The following is a 17,416-nucleotide window of genomic DNA, read 5'->3' on the forward strand; positions in this document are numbered from 1 at the left end:
GGGTGGGCGGGAGTGCGGCTTGGCCGCATCAGGCCGGATAAACCGCCGCCTCGTAAAGCCCCCGGATCCGCGCCGTCATCTCGCCCGGCAGCCCGGACGCCACCAGCCGGCCGTCGATCTTCGTGACCGGCGTCACGCCGCCCAAGGTCCCGGTGACGAAGCTTTCATCCGCCGAATAGACCTGTGCTAGGGTAAAATCGCATTCGCGGACCGTGATCCCGGCCGCCCGGCAGGCGTCGATCACCGCGGCCTGCGTGATGCCTTTGAAGGAATAGTTGGAGGTCGAGGTCCAGACCTCGCCCTTCCGCACGATGAAGAAATTCGTCGAGTTGCAGGACGCCACGAAGCCCCGCGGGTCCAGCATCAACGCTTCATCAGCTCCCGCATTGATTGCCTGGATCAGCGCCTGGATCAGGTTCAGGCGCGAATGCGAGTTCAGATGAAGGTCGAAGACATCGGGCTGCGAGGTGCGGAAGGTCGAGGTGAACAGCGTCATCCCCTTGGCCTTCGATTCCGGCCGCGGCGTCTTGTATTCGGCGGTGATCACCACCGTCGGCCCGGACAGGATGAAACGCGGGTCCTGATTGGCGGTGGATTTGACCCCGCGCGTCACCATCAGCCGCAGATGCGCGCCATCCGTCATGCCATTCGCAGCCAGCACCCCGTCGATCGCCGCGTTGATGCCGTCACGCCCTTGCGGGATCTCCAGCGCGATGGAGTTCGCGCCCTCGAACAGCCGGTCGAGATGAGCCTCGCGCTGCAGAACCTTGCCGCGCACCAGACGCAGGCCCTCCCAGACGCCGTCGCCAAAGCCGAAACCCGCGTCGAAGACCGAGACCACGGCCTCCTTCTTCGGCACGAGATCGCCATTCACCCAGACGAGCACGTCGTCGTTGCGGGGATCGGGCACATAGCCCTGGGCGGCGGTGTTGGTGGTCATGGCGGGCCTCTTAGGTTGCGGCCCGATCCGAACGCCCGCGGGCGGAAAAGTCAATCCAGCGAATAGCCTGCGCCGCGCACCGTGCGGATGGGATCATCGCCGCCCTTGGCCATCAGCGCCTTGCGCAGCCGGCCGATATGCACGTCGACCGTGCGGGTGTCGACATAGATGTCACGGCCCCAGACCCGGTCCAGCAGCGCCTCGCGCGTCCAGACGCGGCCCGGCTTTTCCATCAGCGCCGAGAGCAGGCGGAACTCGGTCGGGCCCAGATGCAGCTCGGCCCCGTCGCGATGGACGCGGTGCGCCTCGGGGTCCAGCGTCAGCTCCTTCACCGCCAGCACCTGACCGGCGCGGGCCGGGCGCACGCGGCGCAGGTTGGCGCGCACACGGGCCAGAAGCTCGTTCACCGAATAGGGTTTGGTGATGTAATCGTCGGCGCCGGTCTCCAGCCCCCGCACGCGGTCGCTTTCGTCCGAGCGGGCCGAGACCATGATGATCGCCGCATCCGCGCCGCCCTTCTGCGCCTTCAGCTGGCGGCAGACCTCGATCCCCGAGACCCGCGGCAGCATCCAGTCCAGAAGGATCACATCCGGCGCCTCTTCCGACACGACCAGCAGCGCCTCTTCGCCGTCCGAGGCCGTGGCCACGCGGAAACCCGCGGCCTCGAGGTTATAGGACAAGAGCGCACGCTGCGCCGGCTCGTCATCGACTACGAGGACGAGCGGGGTATCGTTACGGGTCATTCGCTTACTCGGGCTTGATATCGATATGCGCGGTCGAGTCGCCTTTCGGGCGGTCGCCCGGACGCTCGCCGGTGGCGAGGAAGATCACCTGCTCGGCCCCGCCGGTCACCAGATCGCCCATCCGTTCGACGTTCTTGGCGATGAAGGTGTAGTGCAGGCAGGCCGAGATGTTGCGCGGGTCTTCCATCATATGGGTGATGAACTCGCGGAACAGCGCGTTGGTCATGTGATCGACCTCGACATCGCGCTGGATCACGTCCTCGGCCAGTGCCACGTCGAGACGGGCGAAGGCGTCGAGCATGTCCTTCAGCATCTGGCCGACCTGACGGGCCTGACGGCGGATCGCAGCGCCGGCGCCTTCGACCTGCGGACCGGCCGAGAGGACCGACACGCGCTTGGCCATGTTCTTGGCATAATCGCCCAGACGCTCGATATCGGCGGCCATCTTCATCACCGCGATGACGGCGCGCAGATCGCCGGCCTGCGGCTGGCGCAGGGCCAGAAGGCGAACGACCTGCTGGTCGATATCCTCTTCCAGCTGGTCGACGGCATGGTCGCCCTCGATCACCTGAAGGGCCAGATCCTCGTCGCGGTCTTCCAGCGAACGCGCGGCCAGCGTGATCGCTTCCTCGACGCGGCCACCCATGGCCAGCATCAGCTCGCGGATACGCTCGAGATCTTCGTCGAAGGCTTGGTCGATATGAAGGCGGGTCATGGCAATCTCATTCGTTTCGCGCGCACCTTAGGGGCGCAGTGTGACAGTTCTGTTACGCCGAGGCCAGTGATTGGCGCCTTGGCCCCGGAAAGCCCGCCCGAACACCCCTCAGGAGATCGGCAGGACCACCGCGAAAGTGCTCCCCTCGCCCCGAGTGGAGCGGATGGAGAGCCGCCCGCGATGGCGGTTGATGATGTGTTTGACGATGGCGAGGCCCAGACCGGTGCCCCCCATATTGCGCGAGCGGTGGCCGTCCACGCGGTAGAAACGTTCGGTCAGGCGCGGCAGGTGGATGGCATCGATCCCGTCACCGAAGTCGCGCACACAGACGCGCAGGACAGGGCCGGTGAAGCCGGGCATCTGCTCCAGCTTCTCCAGCGACAATGCCACTTTCCCGCCTGAGCCACCGTATTTCAGCGCATTCTCGACGAGGTTGTGGAACACTTGCACCAGCTGGTCGCGATCGCCTGCGATCATCGGCGCATCGGGAAGATCCCGGAAATCGACGACGATGCCCGCATCCTCGAATTGCGGGCGCAGCGCGGCCAAGGTTGCGCGCAGCACGTCAGACATCGACACCGTTGCACGCGGGCGGACCCGTTCCTCGGATTCGACGCGGCTGAGGGACAGAAGGTCGCTGACAAGGCGCGACATCCGCTGCGCCTCGCGGTCCATGATATCGAGGAAATTCAGCGTCGCGGCCGGGTCATTCCGCGCCGGGCCCTTCAGCGTCTCGATGAAACCGGCCAGCACGGTCAGCGGCGAGCGCATCTCGTGGCTGACATTGGCCACGAAGTCGCGCCGCTGCTGTTCGGCTTCCTCGACATGGCTGATGTCGCGCAGCGTCACGAGGATCGCAGGCAATTGCGACTCGGGCGAGAGGGCAGCGACATGCACGCGCAGGATCGTCTCGCGCGTGGGCGCGGTCTGGATCATGCGAGCCTCGACCGGGTCTTGCGGCGCGGACGGGTCGGCCAGCATTGCCAGCCCCTTTTCCAGCGCGGCGGCCGGTTCCGGCTGGCGGATGTAGCTGAGTGCCGAGGCCCCCACCATGGGCGCCGCGAACAGGTCACGCGCGGCCGGGTTGGCCAGCAGGATCCGACGATCGGCCCCCACCAGCAGGGCGGGGTCGGGCAGCGCGTCAATCAGGGCGCCACAGGCGGCAAGATCTTGGGTCATGGGAGGTCGGGATTCCGAAGCGTTACGGGCTTGTCGCAGCCGATTGTAACGGGAGGGTGACAGTCCGCCACAACCTGCGGTCAAATCCCCGGAAGGTCCAGCACAAGCGCCGCGTGATCCGAGGCGCGGGGCCGCTCCTCGCCCACATCTTCCAGCCGCGGCTGCTGGCCGCCCGCTTCACGCGACAGCCCGGCCCGGATCGCCTGGGGCACGGCCTCGGGGAAGGCCGCGGCCAGAGCGGGCGAAGCGATCATGCCATCCGGGCAGCCGCGCTCGCCTTCCTCGTGCCACCAGGTCCAGCGCTGATCCTCGGGCATGTGCTCGATCAGATCGACGCCGAAGGGGGCCAGCAACGGGGCCACGGCACGGTCGGCATCCCTGCGCGGGTCGTTGAGGTCGCCGAGCACCAGCCAAGACGCCGTCGCGGGATCGGGAAAGCGGCGGGCGATCAGGCGGCGGATCGCCTCGGCCTCGACACGGCGTCGGGTCCAGGCGGCATCCCTGTCGGGCCAAGGCGCTTTCAGATGCACGACGAACAGGGTCAGCCCGCCCAGATCGGCCACCAGCAGATCCCGGCTGAACAGCGGCAGGTCGGCGCGGGTGCCCGGATAGCCCTCCATCCCCAGATCGGCGGGTAACAGGCGCGCATGGCTCTCTGCCGCGAAGGGCTGGCGCGCCATCACCGCAAGATCCCTGCCCCCGCCGTCATTGCCTTCCAGACAGGCACGCCAGGGCCAGGGCTCGGTCCCCGTCGCCCGCAGCAGATGGTCGTGGAAGTAGTCCAGTGTCTCGCGATCGAAGACCTCCTGCAGGGCGCAGACATCGGCCTTGGCCTGCGCCAGAACCGCCGCCGTCAGGCGCCGGTCCGCGTAATCGAGCGGGTCCGCCCCCTCAACACCGTCGCGCGCCCCATCCAGCCGCTCGCGCCCCTCGGGGCGCCGCAGCCGAAGGTTCTGCACGTTGAAGGTCAGGACCCGCATCGCCTCACTTGTATTTCGCGGCCAGCGCGCGCAGCCCGTTCGCCAGCACCAGCACGTCGATGCCCACGGCGCAGAAGTTGACGCCCATGTCCATCCACTCGCGCGCCTGAGCCTCGTTCGAGGTCAAGATCCCCGCCGCCTTGCCCGCCGCCCGGATGCGCCGGATCGCGTCGGCGATGGCCGCCAGCACCTCGGGCGCGTCGGCCTTGCCGCGGAAGCCCATATCCGCCGACAGATCCGCCGGGCCGATGAACACACCATCGACGCCCTCGACCGCGAGGATGTCGTCCAAGGCCGCGAGCCCGGCCTTGTTCTCCACCTGCACCAGCAGGCAGACCTCGGCATCGGCCTTGTTCACATAGTCCACGATCCCCGAGAAGCGCGACGCCCGGGCCAAAGCCGCCCCCACGCCGCGCAGGCCCTCCGGCGGATAGCGCATGGCGCGCGACAACAGCGCTGCCTGCTCACCAGACTCCACCATCGGCACGAGGATCGACTGCGCCCCGATATCGAGCGCCTGCTTGACCATCCAGACCTCGCCCTGCGGCAGGCGGATCACCGGATGCGCCGAGGACCGCCCCAGCGCCGACAATTGCCGCCGCATCGAGCGCATATCATTGGGCGCATGCTCGCCATCGATGAGCAGCCAGTCGAATCCGGCCTCCCCGGCGATTTCGGCCGCATAATCATCCGCCAGTCCCACCCAGCAGCCGATCTGCGTCTCGCCTGCCGCCAGCGCGGCCTTGAACTTGTTGGTCTCGATCTCCACGACCCGCCCTTTCACTTTGTCTCAAATACTCCGGGGGTCTGGGGGCAGCGCCCCCAGCCTCTCCACCCGCGCCTCAGCCCGCCATTTCCTTCAACACATCGCCCCCCAGCCGGACATCCTCGGCCGTGCAGGCAAAACTCCCCACCGTAAAGCGCATGACGATCCGCCCCTTCGTCCGCCCCTGCGTGACATAGATCCGCCCGTCCTCGTTCACGCGGTTCACATAGTCGATCATCGCCGCATCATCCGCGCCCTTCAAGGCGACGGTGAACAGCGCCAGCACCGGCTCGGTGACGATCTCGAAGCGCGGATCCGCCCCCAGTTCCGCCGCCAGCTCCTGACACCAGCGCACATGGTCGCGCATCACCTCGCGCAGGCCTTCCAGACCATAGGCACGCAGCACGAACCACATTTTCAGCGCGCGGAAACGGCGGCCCAGCGGGATCGACCATTCCGAGTAATTGACGAAGCCGTCCTTGCCATGGGTGCGCAGATATTCCGGCTGGATCGCGAGGGTCTTCACCAAGGGCTCGGGATCCTTGAGGAAATGCGCCGAGAAGTCGAATTGCACCCCCATCCATTTATGCGGGTTCAGCACCAAGGAATCCGCCATCTCGATGCCGGTCCAGAGGCTGCGGAACTCGGGGCAGATCATCGCCGCACCCGCCCAGGCGGCGTCGACATGGGAATAGAGCCCCTCGTCCTGCGCCACTTGCAGCACCGCCGTCAGGTCGTCGCAAGCGCCCGTCCCGGTGCCGCCGATGCAGGCGACGACACCCGCCGGCAAATAGCCCGCCGCGCGGTCGGCGGCGATGGCGGCCTTCAGCGCCACCGGGTCCATCCCTCGTGTCGGCCCCTGCGTGGGGATCCGTACGAGGTTCTCGGCCCCCACGCCGGCGATCCAGATCGCCCGGTCGACCGAGGTATGGACCTCGTCCGAAGCATAGATCCGCAGCCGCTGCTGGCCGCTGAGACCCTGCTTGTTGCCCTGCCACTCGAGCGCCCGCTCGCGCATCACTAAGACGGCCGCCAACGTCGCCGACGAGGCCGAATCCTGGATCACCCCCTTGAAGCCCTCGCTCAGCCCCAGCCCCTGCCGCAGCCAATCCATCATCAGCGTCTCGATCTCGGTCCCGGCGGGCGAGGTCTGCCAGAGCATGCATTGCTGCGCGAGGATCGAGGCCGCGAAATCCGCCAGCATCGAGGGCGGCGTCGCGTTCGAGGGGAAATAGGCGAAGAAGCGCGGGTGCTGCCAATGGGTCAGGCCCGGCACAACCTTCTCGTCGAGTTCCGCGAGGATGCCGTCCATGCCCTCGCCCTTCTCAGGCGGGGTGGCCGGGAATTTCGCGGCGACGGCACCGGGGGTCAGCGGCGCGCGCACCGGGCGATCCGCCAGCGTACGGTGATAATCCGCGCCCCATTCCGCCATCTGCGCGCCCAGCTTTGCGAAGGCGTCCCAATCCAAGCGCTTCATTGTCCGTTCTCCCCGTGAGCGATCATTCGGCGCGCAGGTAACCCGATATTACTGAACAAGGCAATCAATTACTCGCACCGCCATCTACGAGGTTCTGCACAGCCAGACCCTCGGCCATCAGTTGTGCCAACGGCAAAGGTGTCAACATCGCCACCGTCCCCTGTGGCGGTGCGATCTCTGTGTAGCCTGAGAAAGACCAGCGATGCCAGCCATTTGCCCCATGCAACAGCGTATCCCCGCCCCTGCGGATCATCGCCCCGACAGGAACCTCACGGGCATCAACGCCATGCAGCCGACGCCCTTTCCCGTCCCATCGCGCGGTGTGAAGCCGCGCGTCGATGGCCGTGACATCCCCCTCGCCGAAACGCGCCTGCCACAGGTCGCGGAACTGGTTGAACGCCGCGCGCCGGCATTCGGCGCAGGGCCGGTGACCGGCGGCATAGGCCGTCGCCTCGTCAAGGAAGAACAGCTCGGTGTAGCGCCCCGGCTGCAGCAGCGACCGCCTGCGCCCCTTGAACGAGAGCACGCAGGTGATCCAGCGCCGGCCTTGGTGGAACCGGCGGATGCGGCCCGCCTCGTCATGCAGGCAGCCCTTGTTGCCGTACCAGCCCATACGCTCGGGCACGGCATGGAGCTGGCCGTCAGGATCGACGCGGTTCTGCAGCATAGCTCCCCCTCAAGCGCGCGTGATCGGCCCCACGAGGCCCCTTGATCCGCGCCCCGGAAAGGCGTTGAGATCGCGGGTCCGACTCACGGAAACGACCCGGCCATGCTGGCGCATCTTCTGCGACTTGTCCCGCTGACACTTCTGGTGCTGCTGCTGGCAGCGCCCGGCAGCGTCACAAGCCGCGGACAGGTCGAGGCGCTGATCTCGGCGCCGGTACAGGCCGCGACGCTCACCGACAACACGCCGCGCCCCGATCCGCCCGCGCCCCTGCCGACCCAAGCCCTGCCGGCCGGTCCCCTGCGTCTGCCGCTGCCGCCGATGCGCGCTGGTCGCCTGTCCCTGCGCCGGCCTGATACCCGCCGCCGCACCCGCCGACCATCGACGCACCGCCCCCGCGCACCCCCTTCTACATCCCCGCAACCCGTTGACATCATTCAACTTGCGAGGACAGCATGTTCCGTTACCCGACCCTCATGATCTTCCTGATCCTGATTGCGGCCTTCATGGTCTATGCGATCACCAGCATGATCATCCACCCCGTCTGACCACCCTCTGCCGCGGGCCCTTAGCCGGGCCACGCGCGCAGATCCGGCAGCCGGTTTCGCAACAGCGCCACCCCGCCCGTCACCGCCTCGCGCAGAGGACCGGGGCGCGCGGGGTCGGCCAAGGTCTCGAACCAGACGCGCGGCGGGTTGCGCCCGGCCGCGCGACGGGGCCAGTGCAACCCCTCCATCAGCGCCACGGCCTCGGGCGGCAGGCGGTCGGGCAGCTCATGCCCGGCGATCTCGGTCCAGAGCCGTGTCCAGCAGCGCGCGACCGACCACGGGTTGTAGCCGCCGCCGCCGGTGACGATCAGCCGATCCGTCATCGAGCGCACCGCCCGCAGCACCGCGACATGAGCGTTGTTCGACAGCGACAGCCGCGAGAGCGGATCTTCCTCGACCGCATCGGCCCCGCATTGCAGCACCACCGCATCGGGGCGGAACGCCTCGAGCGCCGGGAGGATCAGCGCCTCGCGCACATGCGCCATCTCGCTGTCGTTGAACCCACGCGGCACCGGCAGATTCAGGCAATTGCCCCCGCCGTCGTCGGTCAGCGCGCCGGTGAAGGGCCAGCGCTTGTCCTCATGCACCGAAAGCAGCATCACCCCCTCGGCCCCGGCCAACCCGGCTTCCACCCCGTCGCAATGATGCGCGTCGATATCGACATAGGCGACGCGCTTCAGACCTAGCCGCCGCAGGTGCAGGATCGCCAGAACCGGGTCGTTGAGATAGCAGAACCCGCCGGCGCGGTCGGCCATGGCATGATGGGTGCCCGCCCCCGGCACCTGAACGATGCCGCCCTGCGCCACCATCTCGGCGGCCAACAGCGCCCCACCGGCCGAGGTGGCGGGACGCCGGTACATCAGCCCATGCACCGGGTTCGACAGCGTGCCCAAGCCGTGCCGCGCTCGCACATCGTCGGAGACTGTGCCCGAGGCTTCGGCCTCCAACAGGGCCGCGATGTAGTCCGGCGTGTGAAAGGCAGCCAGCGCGGCGGGCCGGGCCCGGGGCGACGGCACATAGTGCCCCTGCGCGAACCAGCCCAGACTGCGGCACAGGTCCATCACCGTCGACACGCGCGGGATCGCCAGCGGGTGATGCGCGCCGAAGGGGGCGGCGCGATAGATTTCAGAGCCGATGAACCGGGTCAGCGGGGCAGATGCGCCTCGATCATGCCCGTGATCTCGGGGCTGTCCAGCCGCGTCGTCGAGGTCCAGAAAGCCAGAAACTCCCCCTCCGGTCCGATCAGCACCTTGTTGAAATTCCACGTCGGTTCGACCCCGTATTCCTCGGCCAGCCAAAGGTAGAACGGATGCGCGTCCTCGCCCAGTACCGAGGTCACCCGTGTCCAGGCGACATCGACCCCGAGGCGCCGGTGACAATCGTCCACACCCGCCGCGTCATCGTTGACCTCTTCGGCGAAATCGTCGCTGGGCACCGCGACAACCACCAGCCCGCGCGGGGCATAGGTGCCGTTCAACGCTTCCATTGCGGCATATTGCGGGACCGGGTCGCACAGGGGGGGCGTGTTCACCACCAGAACCGGCTGCCCGCGCCATCCCTCCAGATCGTAGCTGCCGCCGTCGATCGCCAGAAAGGTGAAGGCCCGCGCCGTCGGGGCCAAGCCGATGACCAGCAGGGCGGCCAGAAGGATCGTCAGGATGCGCATGGCGTCCTCCCTGGTTGCAAGGCCCAAGGGTACGGGAAAAAGCCGCGCGGACATAGGGGACAAATAAAATGCGCCGGACGTGAAACTTTCGCGGCAAGGGCTTCGTACCTGAGGCAGATGCGGCGCTTTTGCCGCAGCGCCACGGTCCCGATGCACTCACGCCCCGGGGGCCCGCAACCAGGAGAGACCATGACACGCCTTCCCCTTCTTGCCTTCGCCCTGACCCTCACCGCCGCGCCCGTTCTGGCCGATGACCACATGATGCCGATGGTCGAAGCCGCCAATCAATCCGTCTCCAACGGCGTCGTGAGCGCCGGCTCAGTCGTGGCGCCCGCCAATGGCTGGCTGGTCGTGCACCGCACCGATGCCGACATGGCCCCCGGCCCGGTCGTTGGCCATGCGCCGATCCGCGAGGGTGAGACCACCGATGTCGCCGCCATCCTGACCGAGGACGTGGCCCCCGGCGACATGCTGATGCTGATGGTCCATGGCGAGACCGGCGGCATGCATACCGGCCTGTTCGAATACACGCTCGGCGCGGCCGAGGACGGCCCGATCCGCGTCGACGGCAATCTGGTGATGCAGGTCATCACCGTCGAGTAATCTGCTTCAGGGGCGTGCGGATCCCTCCGGGCGCCCCGCCGCTGCGAGTGGTTGGGTAACGAGTATTCCCCCGGGCCTCCCCCCAAGGTCCGGGCTTTTTGTTGCGTTCAGGCGGGCAGCGGCGCCAGCTCGCGCAGGAACGCGGCCTCGCCGGTCTTGGTGAACAAAACCGCCCGCGTGCCGGGGTCGCGTCTGGCCCAGCCCAAGGCCTCGATCCGTGACAGCAGCGCCCGGCCAAGGCTGCCGGCCAGATGGCTGCGACGCTCGGACCAGTCGAGGCAACAGCGGCACATCACCGCCCTGCCCTTGCGCAGCGCCGCCAGATCGATGCCGAACCCCTCCATCAGCGCGGCGCCCTCGGCGGTCAGCCGGACATCCTCGTCCGTCACCACGATCATCCCGCGTGCGGTCAGACTGTCGAACAGTCGGATACCCAGATCGCCCGCCAGATGGTTGTAGCACACCCGCGCCTTGCGCAGCGCCGCGTCCCTCGGCCCGGTGCGGGTCCGCAGATGGCCCGATCCGGCGGCAAGGCCCATCAGAGCCTCCAGCACATGCGCGACTTCCTCGCCCGCCAGCGTCACGTATTTGTGCCGCCCCTGCCGACGTTGCGCGATCAGCCCACCGTCCTCCAACCGCGCCAGATGCGACGAGGCCGTCTGCGCCGTGATCCCGGCCTCGGCCGCCAGTTCGGTGGCGGTCAGCGCCTTGCCGGCCATCAGCGCGGTCAGCATGTTGGCGCGGGCGGGATCGCCGATCAGCATGGCGATGCGGGCGATGTCGGGACCTTCTTTCATGCTTCGACGCTAATCGAAGCATTCACAGCGCGCAATCGCCTATCACCAGGTCAGCACCAAAGGAGACAGACCATGCTGACCTGCATCATCCGCTACCAGATCGACCCCACGCAGAAAGCCGCGTTCGAGACCTACGCCCGCAACTGGAACACCGCCATTCCGCGTAATGGCGCGCAGTTGCTGGGCTATTTTGCGCCCCATGAGGGCTCGTCGACGCTGGCTTATGGTATCTACAACATCGAGAACCTCGCCGCCTACGAGGCTTACCGCGCCCGTCTGGCGGAGGATCCGCTGGGGCGCGAGAACTACGCCTTCGCGCAACAACACCGGTTCCTGCAGCGTGAGGACCGAACATTTCTGAAGCGCGTCACGGGGGAGAACGCATGATCGCCGTGATCTTCGAAGTCGAGCCGGCCGAGGGTCAGCACGAGGTCTATCTGGACCTCGCAGCCGCCCTGCGCCCGCAATTGGCGCAGATCGACGGGTTCATCTCGGTCGAGCGGTTCCAAAGCCTGACCAACCCCGGCAAGATGCTGTCGCTGTCGTTCTTCCGCGACGAAGCCGCCGTGGCCCGCTGGCGCGAGGTCTCCGCCCACCAGTCGGCACAGGGGCGCGGACGTGGCGGGGTGTTCAAGGACTATCGCTTGCGCGTCGCCGGGGTGATCCGCGACTACGGTCTGAACGACCGGGCCGAAGCGCCCCAGCCCTGATCGCGCTTACGACGCCCGGGCGAACAACTCGGCATGGCGCATGCCGCCCAGCCCGAGGGTGGCGAAGGCATCCCAGCCGCCGTCGGGCACCACGCCCACCCGCTCCAGCGCGTCGTTGACGGACGCCGCGCCGGCCCGCAGCGGCATCGTCCGCATGGCGCCGTGGTAGAAGGTGGCGCATTGATCGTCGCCCCCTTCGCCAAGCGAGGTCTCGATCAAGGCGAAACGGTTGAACCCCAAGGCCTTGGCCACCTGAAGCGTGACGGCGCAATCAGGCTCCATCTCGGACAATTGGCGGTCGGTGATGCCCAGATCCTCGGCCCAGTGGGGCACGCGGGACCGGTCGAGCGGAACGATGACGAATTCCCCGGCCTCAACGAGGCTGAGACCGAGCCGCGCGGCGACGCCCGGATTGCCCGGACCCCGGGCGACAATGGCAGAAAGACGCTGATCCATGCCGATGCACTCCCGTCATTTGATCATATGACGATGCTGCATCGCGGCAGAGAGAGGTCAAGGATTCACACGCCGCAACGCAGCAACTGCCCCCATTCTCCGCGACAGAGGTGAAGAAACGGTCACTTCGTGAACGCTATCAGCCGGCGTAGTCGGTGTCGCTGACCGGTTCCAGCCATGTGACCGCCGATCCGTCGACCACCTCGTGAATCGCCAGATGGGTCATGCCGGTGGTTGGACCGGCGCCGTGCCAGTGACGCTCGCCGGGTTCGAACCAGATTACGTCACCGGGGCGGATTTCCTCGACCGGGCCGCCGTCGCGCTGGACGCGCCCGACGCCGGCGGTGACGATCAGCGTCTGCCCCGCCGGATGGGTGTGCCACGCGGTACGCGCGCCGGGCTCGAACGTGACCGAGGCCGCACTGACCCGCCCCGTCAGCTCGGAGGCGATGACCGGATCCAGACGGACCTTGCCGGTGAAATACTCGGGGTTCCCGGTGGCGGAATCCGTGGCGCCGGCGCGGATGATCTTCATGGCATGCTCCCTGTTGGCCCTGACCATAGACGGCGGCGGGACAGGCTTGCAACGCCCGCAGCTTGGCCCGAGGATACCGGCCATGACGATCCCAGCCCTTCTGCCGCGCGGCCCCGGCCATCAGTTCGTGTTCTACGGCGACAGCTGCTCGGGCGTGCCCGGCGCGCCGCACGCGGTAACGCATGCCACCGTCAACCGGGTGGTGCAGCGGCTTGCGCCTCCCCCCGCGTTCATCGCCTATCCGGGCGACGAGGTGATCGGCCTGACGGACGAGGCCGCGCTACGGGCGCAATGGGCGCATTGGCTGGACCATGAGATGGCGTGGGCGACAATGCCGATGCATCATTGCACCGGCAATCACACCGCCTGGGACGCGATGAGCGCGCGGGTGTTCCATCAGGTCATGCGGGGCCGCACCGACTTCCCCGCGCCCGACGATCTGAACACCTTGATCCGCCATGGGGACCTCGCCTTGGTGATCATCGACACGCTTTATGGCCGGCTGGGCGGCGAGGGCTGGGTGGATCTGGCACGGCTCGACGCGCTGCTGACCGAGGCCCGCGATGCGCGGCACCTTCTGGTGATGGGCCACCATCCGGCCTTCGCGGTGAACGGCTTCCACGGCCCGTGCCAGCGCAACCTTGCCCAACCCGAGGCCGTCTGGGCGCTGTTGAAAGCCCATGGCGTCACGGCCTATCTGTGCAGCCATATCCTCGCCTTTGATGTGCAGGTTCATGAGGGCGTGCTGCAGATCTGCTCTGGCGGCGCCGGCACAGCGCATCGGATGCCCGAAGGGGTCGAATACCTACATGCCGTGCAGATGGCGCTGGATGCCGAGGGCCTTCGCTTGCAGGTCTTGGACGACAAGGCACAGCGGCGCGAGGCACTGGCTTGGCCGCCGGGCGATCAACGCAAGCCGTTGTCCGGCCTCTGGCGGCCTTCGGACCCGGAGCAGGCCTGTCTGTTGTCCGTGGCCGGCCAGCCCGAGCCCGGCGTCGCGCAGCGGCAGACACTGGCCTGTGCGGTGGAGCCCGACACCGGCGTGGTGCCAATCTGGATCGGCCTCTCCGGGCCAGATCAACGCCTGACGGTGTTGCTGCAACCTCAAGTCGGTCGCAGTCCCCATTTGTGGCGCGGGCCGGCGCTTGGAGACGGGCTGGAGCTGTTGCTGCACCCCGGCATGGGCCCGGGCGGGCTGCTATGGCGACGGGACGGTGCCTGGACTTCGCTGGAGCATACCGCGCCTTGGGGGTTGGAGCGCTTCCCCACGCCATTGCGCTGGCAGGTCGGCGCACGACCGGATGGCAGCGAGGCCTTCGTGGGTCGAGACCTGTCGGTCACCATCGAGGCCCTCGCGATAGATCCGGTCCGCCCCTGAACCTCAGGGCGCAATGTCCGGCGTCGAGGCGTCTACCCGCCGCCCCGGACGGCGCCCCAACCGGCCCTCGCCCCGACGCGACCGCACGCCCTCAGGACTGCCGCCTGCCGAGGTTTGCACGCCCAAGCGCAACCCTTCGGGGTTCCCGCCCGCCGAGGTCTGTACCGCGACAAAGCCCTCCGGCGTGCCGCCTGCGGAGGTCTGTATCCCTTCCGGGTTGCCCGAAGCGGTGGTCTGCACGCCCAGTCGGAACCCCTCGGGATTGCCACCCGCCGTAGTCGCGATGCCTTCCGGATTGCCAGAGGCAGAGGTCGAGACGGAGACGAAGCCCTCGGGTGTCCCACCTGTGGTCGTGGCCACACCTTCTGGCGTCCCGCTGGCCACCGTCGAGACACCCTCGCCGGCGCGAAGCCGAGGCCGATCGTCGCCGCGACGATCCCGGACAGCCTCGGGACTGCCGCTGGCCGTGGTCTGGACCCGCCGTCCTTCGGGCGTGCCGCTGGCGGTGCTGGCGATCCCCTCCGGATTGCCCCCGGCCACCGATGACACCCCCTCGCGGGCGCGCAACCGGGGCCGCTCACCGCCGCTACGATCCCGAACGGCCTCGGGACTACCGTCGGCTGTGGTCGCGACCCGCCGTCCCTCGGCCCGGCGCTGCGTTGCGGGCATCTGCGTTCGGCAACCCTGTGCGGCGCGGCAACGGGCGGATTGCGCGTCGGCCACTGGGGCGACGGGGATCAAGATCAGCGACAAGGCCGTCGCAAGAGCGGGGAAACGGGCTGAAATCGGCATGGCATCCTCCATGCATCCCAGCCTGCCAGCCTGCGCCCGTCAGGTCCAATCGAAGCTTTGTCTTGTCGCTATCGACCGCGTTAATACTGACCGGTCAGAGCGAGTAGCCCGGCTCCTTGGCCAAGGTCCCGGCGAGCGGCGCGATGTCGGCGTCGTAGACCTGCTTCCAGTCCTTCGGCTCGACTTCCTCCAAGGCGACCGAGACCGAGGCTTCGGACTTGCCCAGATGCTGCATGATGTCGCGCGTCAGGGCCTCGGTCAGTGCCTGTTTCTGCGCCTCCGTGGCGCCGGTGTAGAGTTTGACGATGACATGCGGCATGGGGCGCTCCGTTGGAAAAAGGGCGGCACCCCGAGAGGCGCCGCCCGTGAAGATGTCCGACTGGAACGCAAGGTCAAGCCTTGGCGATCTCCGCCGTCGCTTCGATCTCGACCTTGGCGCGATCCTCGACCAAAGCCGAGACGACCAGCATCGACATGGCCGGGAAATGCTTGCCCATCACGCGCCGATATGCCTCGCCCACCTCGCGCTGACGGGCCATGTACTCGGCCTTGTCGGTCACGAACCACGTCAGACGAGCGATATCCTCGACCTGTCCGCCGGCGGCCTCGGTGATGGCGCGGATATTCTTCAGCGCCTGCTCCATCTGGGCGATGAAATCGTCGCCCACGAAGTCCTTGTTCTCGTCCCAGCCGATCTGGCCGCCGATATGCAGGATTCCGGAGGCCGTGAGCACGCCATTGGCATAGCCCTTGGCCGGGGCCCAACCCTCGGGATGGATGATGGAATGGGGCATTGTCTGTCCTCTCAACTGGGGCCGCGGGGCGAAGGGGCGTCAGCCCGTCTCGCGCAGGCGGAAACGCTGGATCTTGCCGGTCTCGGTCTTGGGCAGGGCCCGGGTGAAGACGATCGAGCGCGGGTATTTATAAGGGGCGATGGTGGATTTGACGTGGTCCTGCAACAGCTTGGCCAGTGCATCGGAAGGCGTCTCGCCGGCGCCGAGCACGACATGCGCCTCGACGATGGTGCCGCGCTGCTCATCCGGCGCGCCGATCACCGCGCATTCGGCCACGGCGGGATGCGCCAGCAGCGCCGCCTCGACCTCGGGCCCGGCGATGTTGTAGCCGGCCGAGACGATCATGTCGTCATTGCGGGCGGCGAAGTGGAAATAGCCGTCCTTGTCCATGACGAAGGTGTCGCCGGTGATGTTCCAGCCGTTCTGGACATATTCGCCCTGCCGGTCGCCATAGAGATAGCGGCAACCGGTCGGCCCGCGTACGGCCAGACGCCCCGGCTCGCCCGCCGGCAGCTCCACCCCATCGGGGCCGACAACCCGCGCCTCGTAGCCGGTGACGGGCTTGCCTGTGCAGGCCGGGCGATGGTCGGTGAAGCGGTTGGTGACGAAGATATGCAGCATCTCGGTCGCGCCGATCCCGTCGAGCATGGGCTTCCCGGTCTTCTGCCTCCATTCGTCATAGACCGGCCCCGGCAGCGTCTCACCGGCCGAGACGGCAGCGCGCAGCGAGGTCAGATCCGCCCCCTCGTCCATCGCCCGCATCATTGCGCGGTAGGCGGTGGGCGCGGTGAAGCAAACGGTCGCGCGGTATTTCTGGATGATCTCGATCATGTTCGGCGGCGTCGCGTTCTCCAAGAGCGTCGCGGCCGCGCCGAACCGCAGCGGGAAGATCGCGAGGCCCCCCAGCCCGAAGGTGAAGGCCAGAGGCGGCGAGCCGACGAAGATATCCTCAGGCACCACGCCCAACACTTCCTTCGCGTAACCATCGGCGATGATCAGCAGATCGCGGTGGAAATGCAGCGTCGCCTTGGGCTTGCCGGTCGACCCTGAGGTGAAGCCGATGAGCGCCACATCGTCTTGCGAGGTCGGCACGGCCTCAAACGTCACGGGCTTTTCCAGCGCCAGTCGGTCCAGTTCCGCATCGTGGTTCGAGGTGCCGTCGAAACCCACTACCGTCTTCAAATAGGGGCTGTCCTTGGCGCAGGCGGTCAGCTCGTCCATCAGCCGCGTGTCGCACAGCGCATGGGTGATCTGCGCGCTCTCGACGTATTTGGCCAACTCGCCCGCCCGCAGCATCGGCATGGTGTTGATCACCACCGCCCCCGCCTTGGTCGCCGCCAGCCAGCAGGCCACCATCGCCGGGTTGTTGGCCGAGCGGATCAGCACCCGATTGCCCGGCTTCACGCCCAGATCCTCAACCAGCGCGCGGGCCAGACGGTTGGTCCAGTCCGACAGCTCCTTGTAGGTCCGCCGCCGGCCATTGCCGATCAGCGCGGTGTGGTCGCCGAAGCCCTTGGCGACCATCGCATCGGTCAACTCGACACCCGCGTTCAGCACATCGGGATAGTCGAAGCCGTCCAGGCGCAATTCCGGCCAAGTCTCGGGCGCGGGAAGGTTGTCGCGGGTGAAGCTGTCGACATGGGAGGAAGGTCTCAGCATCTCACATCTCCTGT

At 67.5% G+C, this 17,416-nt stretch carries 21 protein-coding genes; 4 read left to right on the plus strand and 17 right to left on the minus strand.

The annotated features are described in order from the left end of the window. Window positions 1–28: 28 nt before the first annotated feature. The 10 genes from BCY78_RS07415 to BCY78_RS07460 all read right to left on the minus strand — a co-directional run bounded on the left by BCY78_RS07415 (window position 29) and on the right by BCY78_RS07460 (window position 9,678). Complete coding sequence (locus tag BCY78_RS07415; RefSeq protein ID WP_068299975.1) at window positions 29–940, minus strand: aminotransferase class IV; 912 nt, start codon at window positions 938–940, stop codon at window positions 29–31. Window positions 941–990: 50 nt separating this feature from the next. Beyond that, window positions 991–1,683 carry a phosphate regulon transcriptional regulator PhoB gene (gene phoB, locus BCY78_RS07420; protein WP_068299976.1) on the minus strand — a complete coding sequence of 231 codons (693 nt, stop codon included), beginning with the start codon at window positions 1,681–1,683 and terminating at the stop codon, window positions 991–993. A gap of 4 nt (window positions 1,684–1,687) precedes the next feature. Beyond that, a complete protein-coding gene (gene phoU, locus BCY78_RS07425) occupies window positions 1,688–2,398 on the minus strand; it encodes a phosphate signaling complex protein PhoU (RefSeq protein WP_068299977.1) in 711 nt (236 codons plus the stop codon). A 108-nt stretch (window positions 2,399–2,506) separates the two neighbouring features. Further along, window positions 2,507–3,577, minus strand: coding sequence for a cell wall metabolism sensor histidine kinase WalK (locus tag BCY78_RS07430; protein ID WP_068299980.1), 1,071 nt, complete (start codon window positions 3,575–3,577; stop codon window positions 2,507–2,509). An 80-nt stretch (window positions 3,578–3,657) separates the two neighbouring features. Continuing rightward, window positions 3,658–4,557: an endonuclease/exonuclease/phosphatase family protein gene (locus tag BCY78_RS07435; protein ID WP_068299982.1), complete on the minus strand. Its 900-nt coding sequence runs from the start codon at window positions 4,555–4,557 to the stop codon at window positions 3,658–3,660. A 4-nt stretch (window positions 4,558–4,561) separates the two neighbouring features. Then, window positions 4,562–5,326: an aldolase/citrate lyase family protein gene (locus tag BCY78_RS07440; RefSeq protein ID WP_068299984.1), complete on the minus strand. Its 765-nt coding sequence runs from the start codon at window positions 5,324–5,326 to the stop codon at window positions 4,562–4,564. Between the two features lie 73 nt (window positions 5,327–5,399). Continuing rightward, the gene (locus BCY78_RS07445; protein WP_068300310.1) at window positions 5,400–6,791 is read right to left on the minus strand and encodes a pyridoxal-dependent decarboxylase; all 1,392 of its coding nucleotides are present in this window, start codon (window positions 6,789–6,791) and stop codon (window positions 5,400–5,402) included. A 73-nt stretch (window positions 6,792–6,864) separates the two neighbouring features. Continuing rightward, window positions 6,865–7,467, minus strand: a complete 603-nt coding sequence (locus BCY78_RS07450) for a hypothetical protein (protein ID WP_068299986.1) — start codon at window positions 7,465–7,467, stop codon at window positions 6,865–6,867. A 565-nt stretch (window positions 7,468–8,032) separates the two neighbouring features. Further along, window positions 8,033–9,160: an acetoin utilization protein AcuC gene (locus BCY78_RS07455; protein ID WP_068300311.1), complete on the minus strand. Its 1,128-nt coding sequence runs from the start codon at window positions 9,158–9,160 to the stop codon at window positions 8,033–8,035. Beyond that, on the minus strand, window positions 9,157–9,678 hold the full coding sequence (locus tag BCY78_RS07460) for a hypothetical protein (protein ID WP_068299988.1): 522 nt from the start codon (window positions 9,676–9,678) through the stop codon (window positions 9,157–9,159). The genes BCY78_RS07455 and BCY78_RS07460 overlap by 4 nt, the downstream gene beginning before the upstream one ends. Before the next feature lie 258 nt (window positions 9,679–9,936). On the opposite strand from BCY78_RS07460, the gene BCY78_RS07465 reads away from it, so the two are divergent. Further along, complete coding sequence (locus BCY78_RS07465; RefSeq protein ID WP_225295729.1) at window positions 9,937–10,281, plus strand: hypothetical protein; 345 nt, start codon at window positions 9,937–9,939, stop codon at window positions 10,279–10,281. A 107-nt stretch (window positions 10,282–10,388) separates the two neighbouring features. On the opposite strand, the gene BCY78_RS07470 is transcribed toward BCY78_RS07465, so the two are convergent. Continuing rightward, window positions 10,389–11,078, minus strand: a complete 690-nt coding sequence (locus BCY78_RS07470) for a helix-turn-helix transcriptional regulator (RefSeq protein WP_068299990.1) — start codon at window positions 11,076–11,078, stop codon at window positions 10,389–10,391. Between the two features lie 72 nt (window positions 11,079–11,150). Between BCY78_RS07470 and BCY78_RS07475 the strand changes: the two genes are divergently transcribed. Both BCY78_RS07475 and BCY78_RS07480 read left to right on the plus strand, forming a co-directional pair. Further along, window positions 11,151–11,465: an NIPSNAP family protein gene (locus tag BCY78_RS07475; RefSeq protein ID WP_068299992.1), complete on the plus strand. Its 315-nt coding sequence runs from the start codon at window positions 11,151–11,153 to the stop codon at window positions 11,463–11,465. Further along, window positions 11,462–11,788, plus strand: a complete 327-nt coding sequence (locus BCY78_RS07480; protein WP_068299994.1) for an antibiotic biosynthesis monooxygenase — start codon at window positions 11,462–11,464, stop codon at window positions 11,786–11,788. Before BCY78_RS07475 ends, BCY78_RS07480 begins: the two co-directional genes overlap by 4 nt. A gap of 6 nt (window positions 11,789–11,794) precedes the next feature. Here the strand turns inward: BCY78_RS07480 and BCY78_RS07485 are convergent, their stop codons facing one another. Then, window positions 11,795–12,244, minus strand: coding sequence for a hypothetical protein (locus tag BCY78_RS07485; protein WP_068299996.1), 450 nt, complete (start codon window positions 12,242–12,244; stop codon window positions 11,795–11,797). Window positions 12,245–12,383: 139 nt separating this feature from the next. Further along, window positions 12,384–12,779, minus strand: a complete 396-nt coding sequence (locus BCY78_RS07490) for a cupin domain-containing protein (RefSeq protein WP_068299997.1) — start codon at window positions 12,777–12,779, stop codon at window positions 12,384–12,386. Between the two features lie 82 nt (window positions 12,780–12,861). Between BCY78_RS07490 and BCY78_RS07495 the strand changes: the two genes are divergently transcribed. Continuing rightward, on the plus strand, window positions 12,862–14,157 hold the full coding sequence (locus tag BCY78_RS07495) for a metallophosphoesterase (RefSeq protein WP_139103106.1): 1,296 nt from the start codon (window positions 12,862–12,864) through the stop codon (window positions 14,155–14,157). A gap of 3 nt (window positions 14,158–14,160) precedes the next feature. Here the strand turns inward: BCY78_RS07495 and BCY78_RS07500 are convergent, their stop codons facing one another. The 4 genes from BCY78_RS07500 to BCY78_RS07515 all read right to left on the minus strand — a co-directional run bounded on the left by BCY78_RS07500 (window position 14,161) and on the right by BCY78_RS07515 (window position 17,402). Then, window positions 14,161–14,949, minus strand: coding sequence for a hypothetical protein (locus BCY78_RS07500; RefSeq protein WP_139103107.1), 789 nt, complete (start codon window positions 14,947–14,949; stop codon window positions 14,161–14,163). Between the two features lie 94 nt (window positions 14,950–15,043). After that, window positions 15,044–15,268, minus strand: coding sequence for a tautomerase family protein (locus BCY78_RS07505; RefSeq protein ID WP_068299999.1), 225 nt, complete (start codon window positions 15,266–15,268; stop codon window positions 15,044–15,046). Window positions 15,269–15,341: 73 nt separating this feature from the next. Continuing rightward, window positions 15,342–15,743 carry a RidA family protein gene (locus BCY78_RS07510; protein WP_068300001.1) on the minus strand — a complete coding sequence of 134 codons (402 nt, stop codon included), beginning with the start codon at window positions 15,741–15,743 and terminating at the stop codon, window positions 15,342–15,344. Between the two features lie 39 nt (window positions 15,744–15,782). Next, a complete protein-coding gene (locus BCY78_RS07515) occupies window positions 15,783–17,402 on the minus strand; it encodes an AMP-binding protein (RefSeq protein WP_068300003.1) in 1,620 nt (539 codons plus the stop codon). Between the last annotated feature and the right edge of the window lie 14 nt (window positions 17,403–17,416).

This window comes from Pararhodobacter sp. CCB-MM2 (assembly GCF_001691415.1).
Taxonomy (GTDB): Bacteria; Pseudomonadota; Alphaproteobacteria; order Rhodobacterales; family Rhodobacteraceae; genus Pararhodobacter.

Bases quoted from the DNA above. Each gene is read 5' to 3' on its own strand.
- BCY78_RS07460 (WP_068299988.1), bottom strand. From the start codon at position 9,678: ATGCGCATCCTGACGATCCTTCTGGCCGCCCTGCTGGTCATCGGCTTG.
- BCY78_RS07450 (WP_068299986.1), bottom strand. From the start codon at position 7,467: ATGCTGCAGAACCGCGTCGATCCTGACGGCCAGCTCCATGCCGTGCCC.
- BCY78_RS07505 (WP_068299999.1), bottom strand. From the start codon at position 15,268: ATGCCGCATGTCATCGTCAAACTCTACACCGGCGCCACGGAGGCGCAG.
- BCY78_RS07490 (WP_068299997.1), bottom strand. From the start codon at position 12,779: ATGAAGATCATCCGCGCCGGCGCCACGGATTCCGCCACCGGGAACCCC.
- BCY78_RS07465 (WP_225295729.1), top strand. From the start codon at position 9,937: ATGATGCCGATGGTCGAAGCCGCCAATCAATCCGTCTCCAACGGCGTC.
- BCY78_RS07470 (WP_068299990.1), bottom strand. From the start codon at position 11,078: ATGAAAGAAGGTCCCGACATCGCCCGCATCGCCATGCTGATCGGCGAT.
- BCY78_RS07495 (WP_139103106.1), top strand. From the start codon at position 12,862: ATGACGATCCCAGCCCTTCTGCCGCGCGGCCCCGGCCATCAGTTCGTG.
- phoB (WP_068299976.1), bottom strand. From the start codon at position 1,683: ATGACCCGTAACGATACCCCGCTCGTCCTCGTAGTCGATGACGAGCCG.
- BCY78_RS07480 (WP_068299994.1), top strand. From the start codon at position 11,462: ATGATCGCCGTGATCTTCGAAGTCGAGCCGGCCGAGGGTCAGCACGAG.
- BCY78_RS07515 (WP_068300003.1), bottom strand. From the start codon at position 17,402: ATGCTGAGACCTTCCTCCCATGTCGACAGCTTCACCCGCGACAACCTT.
- BCY78_RS07435 (WP_068299982.1), bottom strand. From the start codon at position 4,557: ATGCGGGTCCTGACCTTCAACGTGCAGAACCTTCGGCTGCGGCGCCCC.
- BCY78_RS07500 (WP_139103107.1), bottom strand. From the start codon at position 14,949: ATGCCGATTTCAGCCCGTTTCCCCGCTCTTGCGACGGCCTTGTCGCTG.
- BCY78_RS07430 (WP_068299980.1), bottom strand. From the start codon at position 3,577: ATGACCCAAGATCTTGCCGCCTGTGGCGCCCTGATTGACGCGCTGCCC.
- phoU (WP_068299977.1), bottom strand. From the start codon at position 2,398: ATGACCCGCCTTCATATCGACCAAGCCTTCGACGAAGATCTCGAGCGT.
- BCY78_RS07485 (WP_068299996.1), bottom strand. From the start codon at position 12,244: ATGGATCAGCGTCTTTCTGCCATTGTCGCCCGGGGTCCGGGCAATCCG.
- BCY78_RS07475 (WP_068299992.1), top strand. From the start codon at position 11,151: ATGCTGACCTGCATCATCCGCTACCAGATCGACCCCACGCAGAAAGCC.
- BCY78_RS07415 (WP_068299975.1), bottom strand. From the start codon at position 940: ATGACCACCAACACCGCCGCCCAGGGCTATGTGCCCGATCCCCGCAAC.
- BCY78_RS07510 (WP_068300001.1), bottom strand. From the start codon at position 15,743: ATGCCCCATTCCATCATCCATCCCGAGGGTTGGGCCCCGGCCAAGGGC.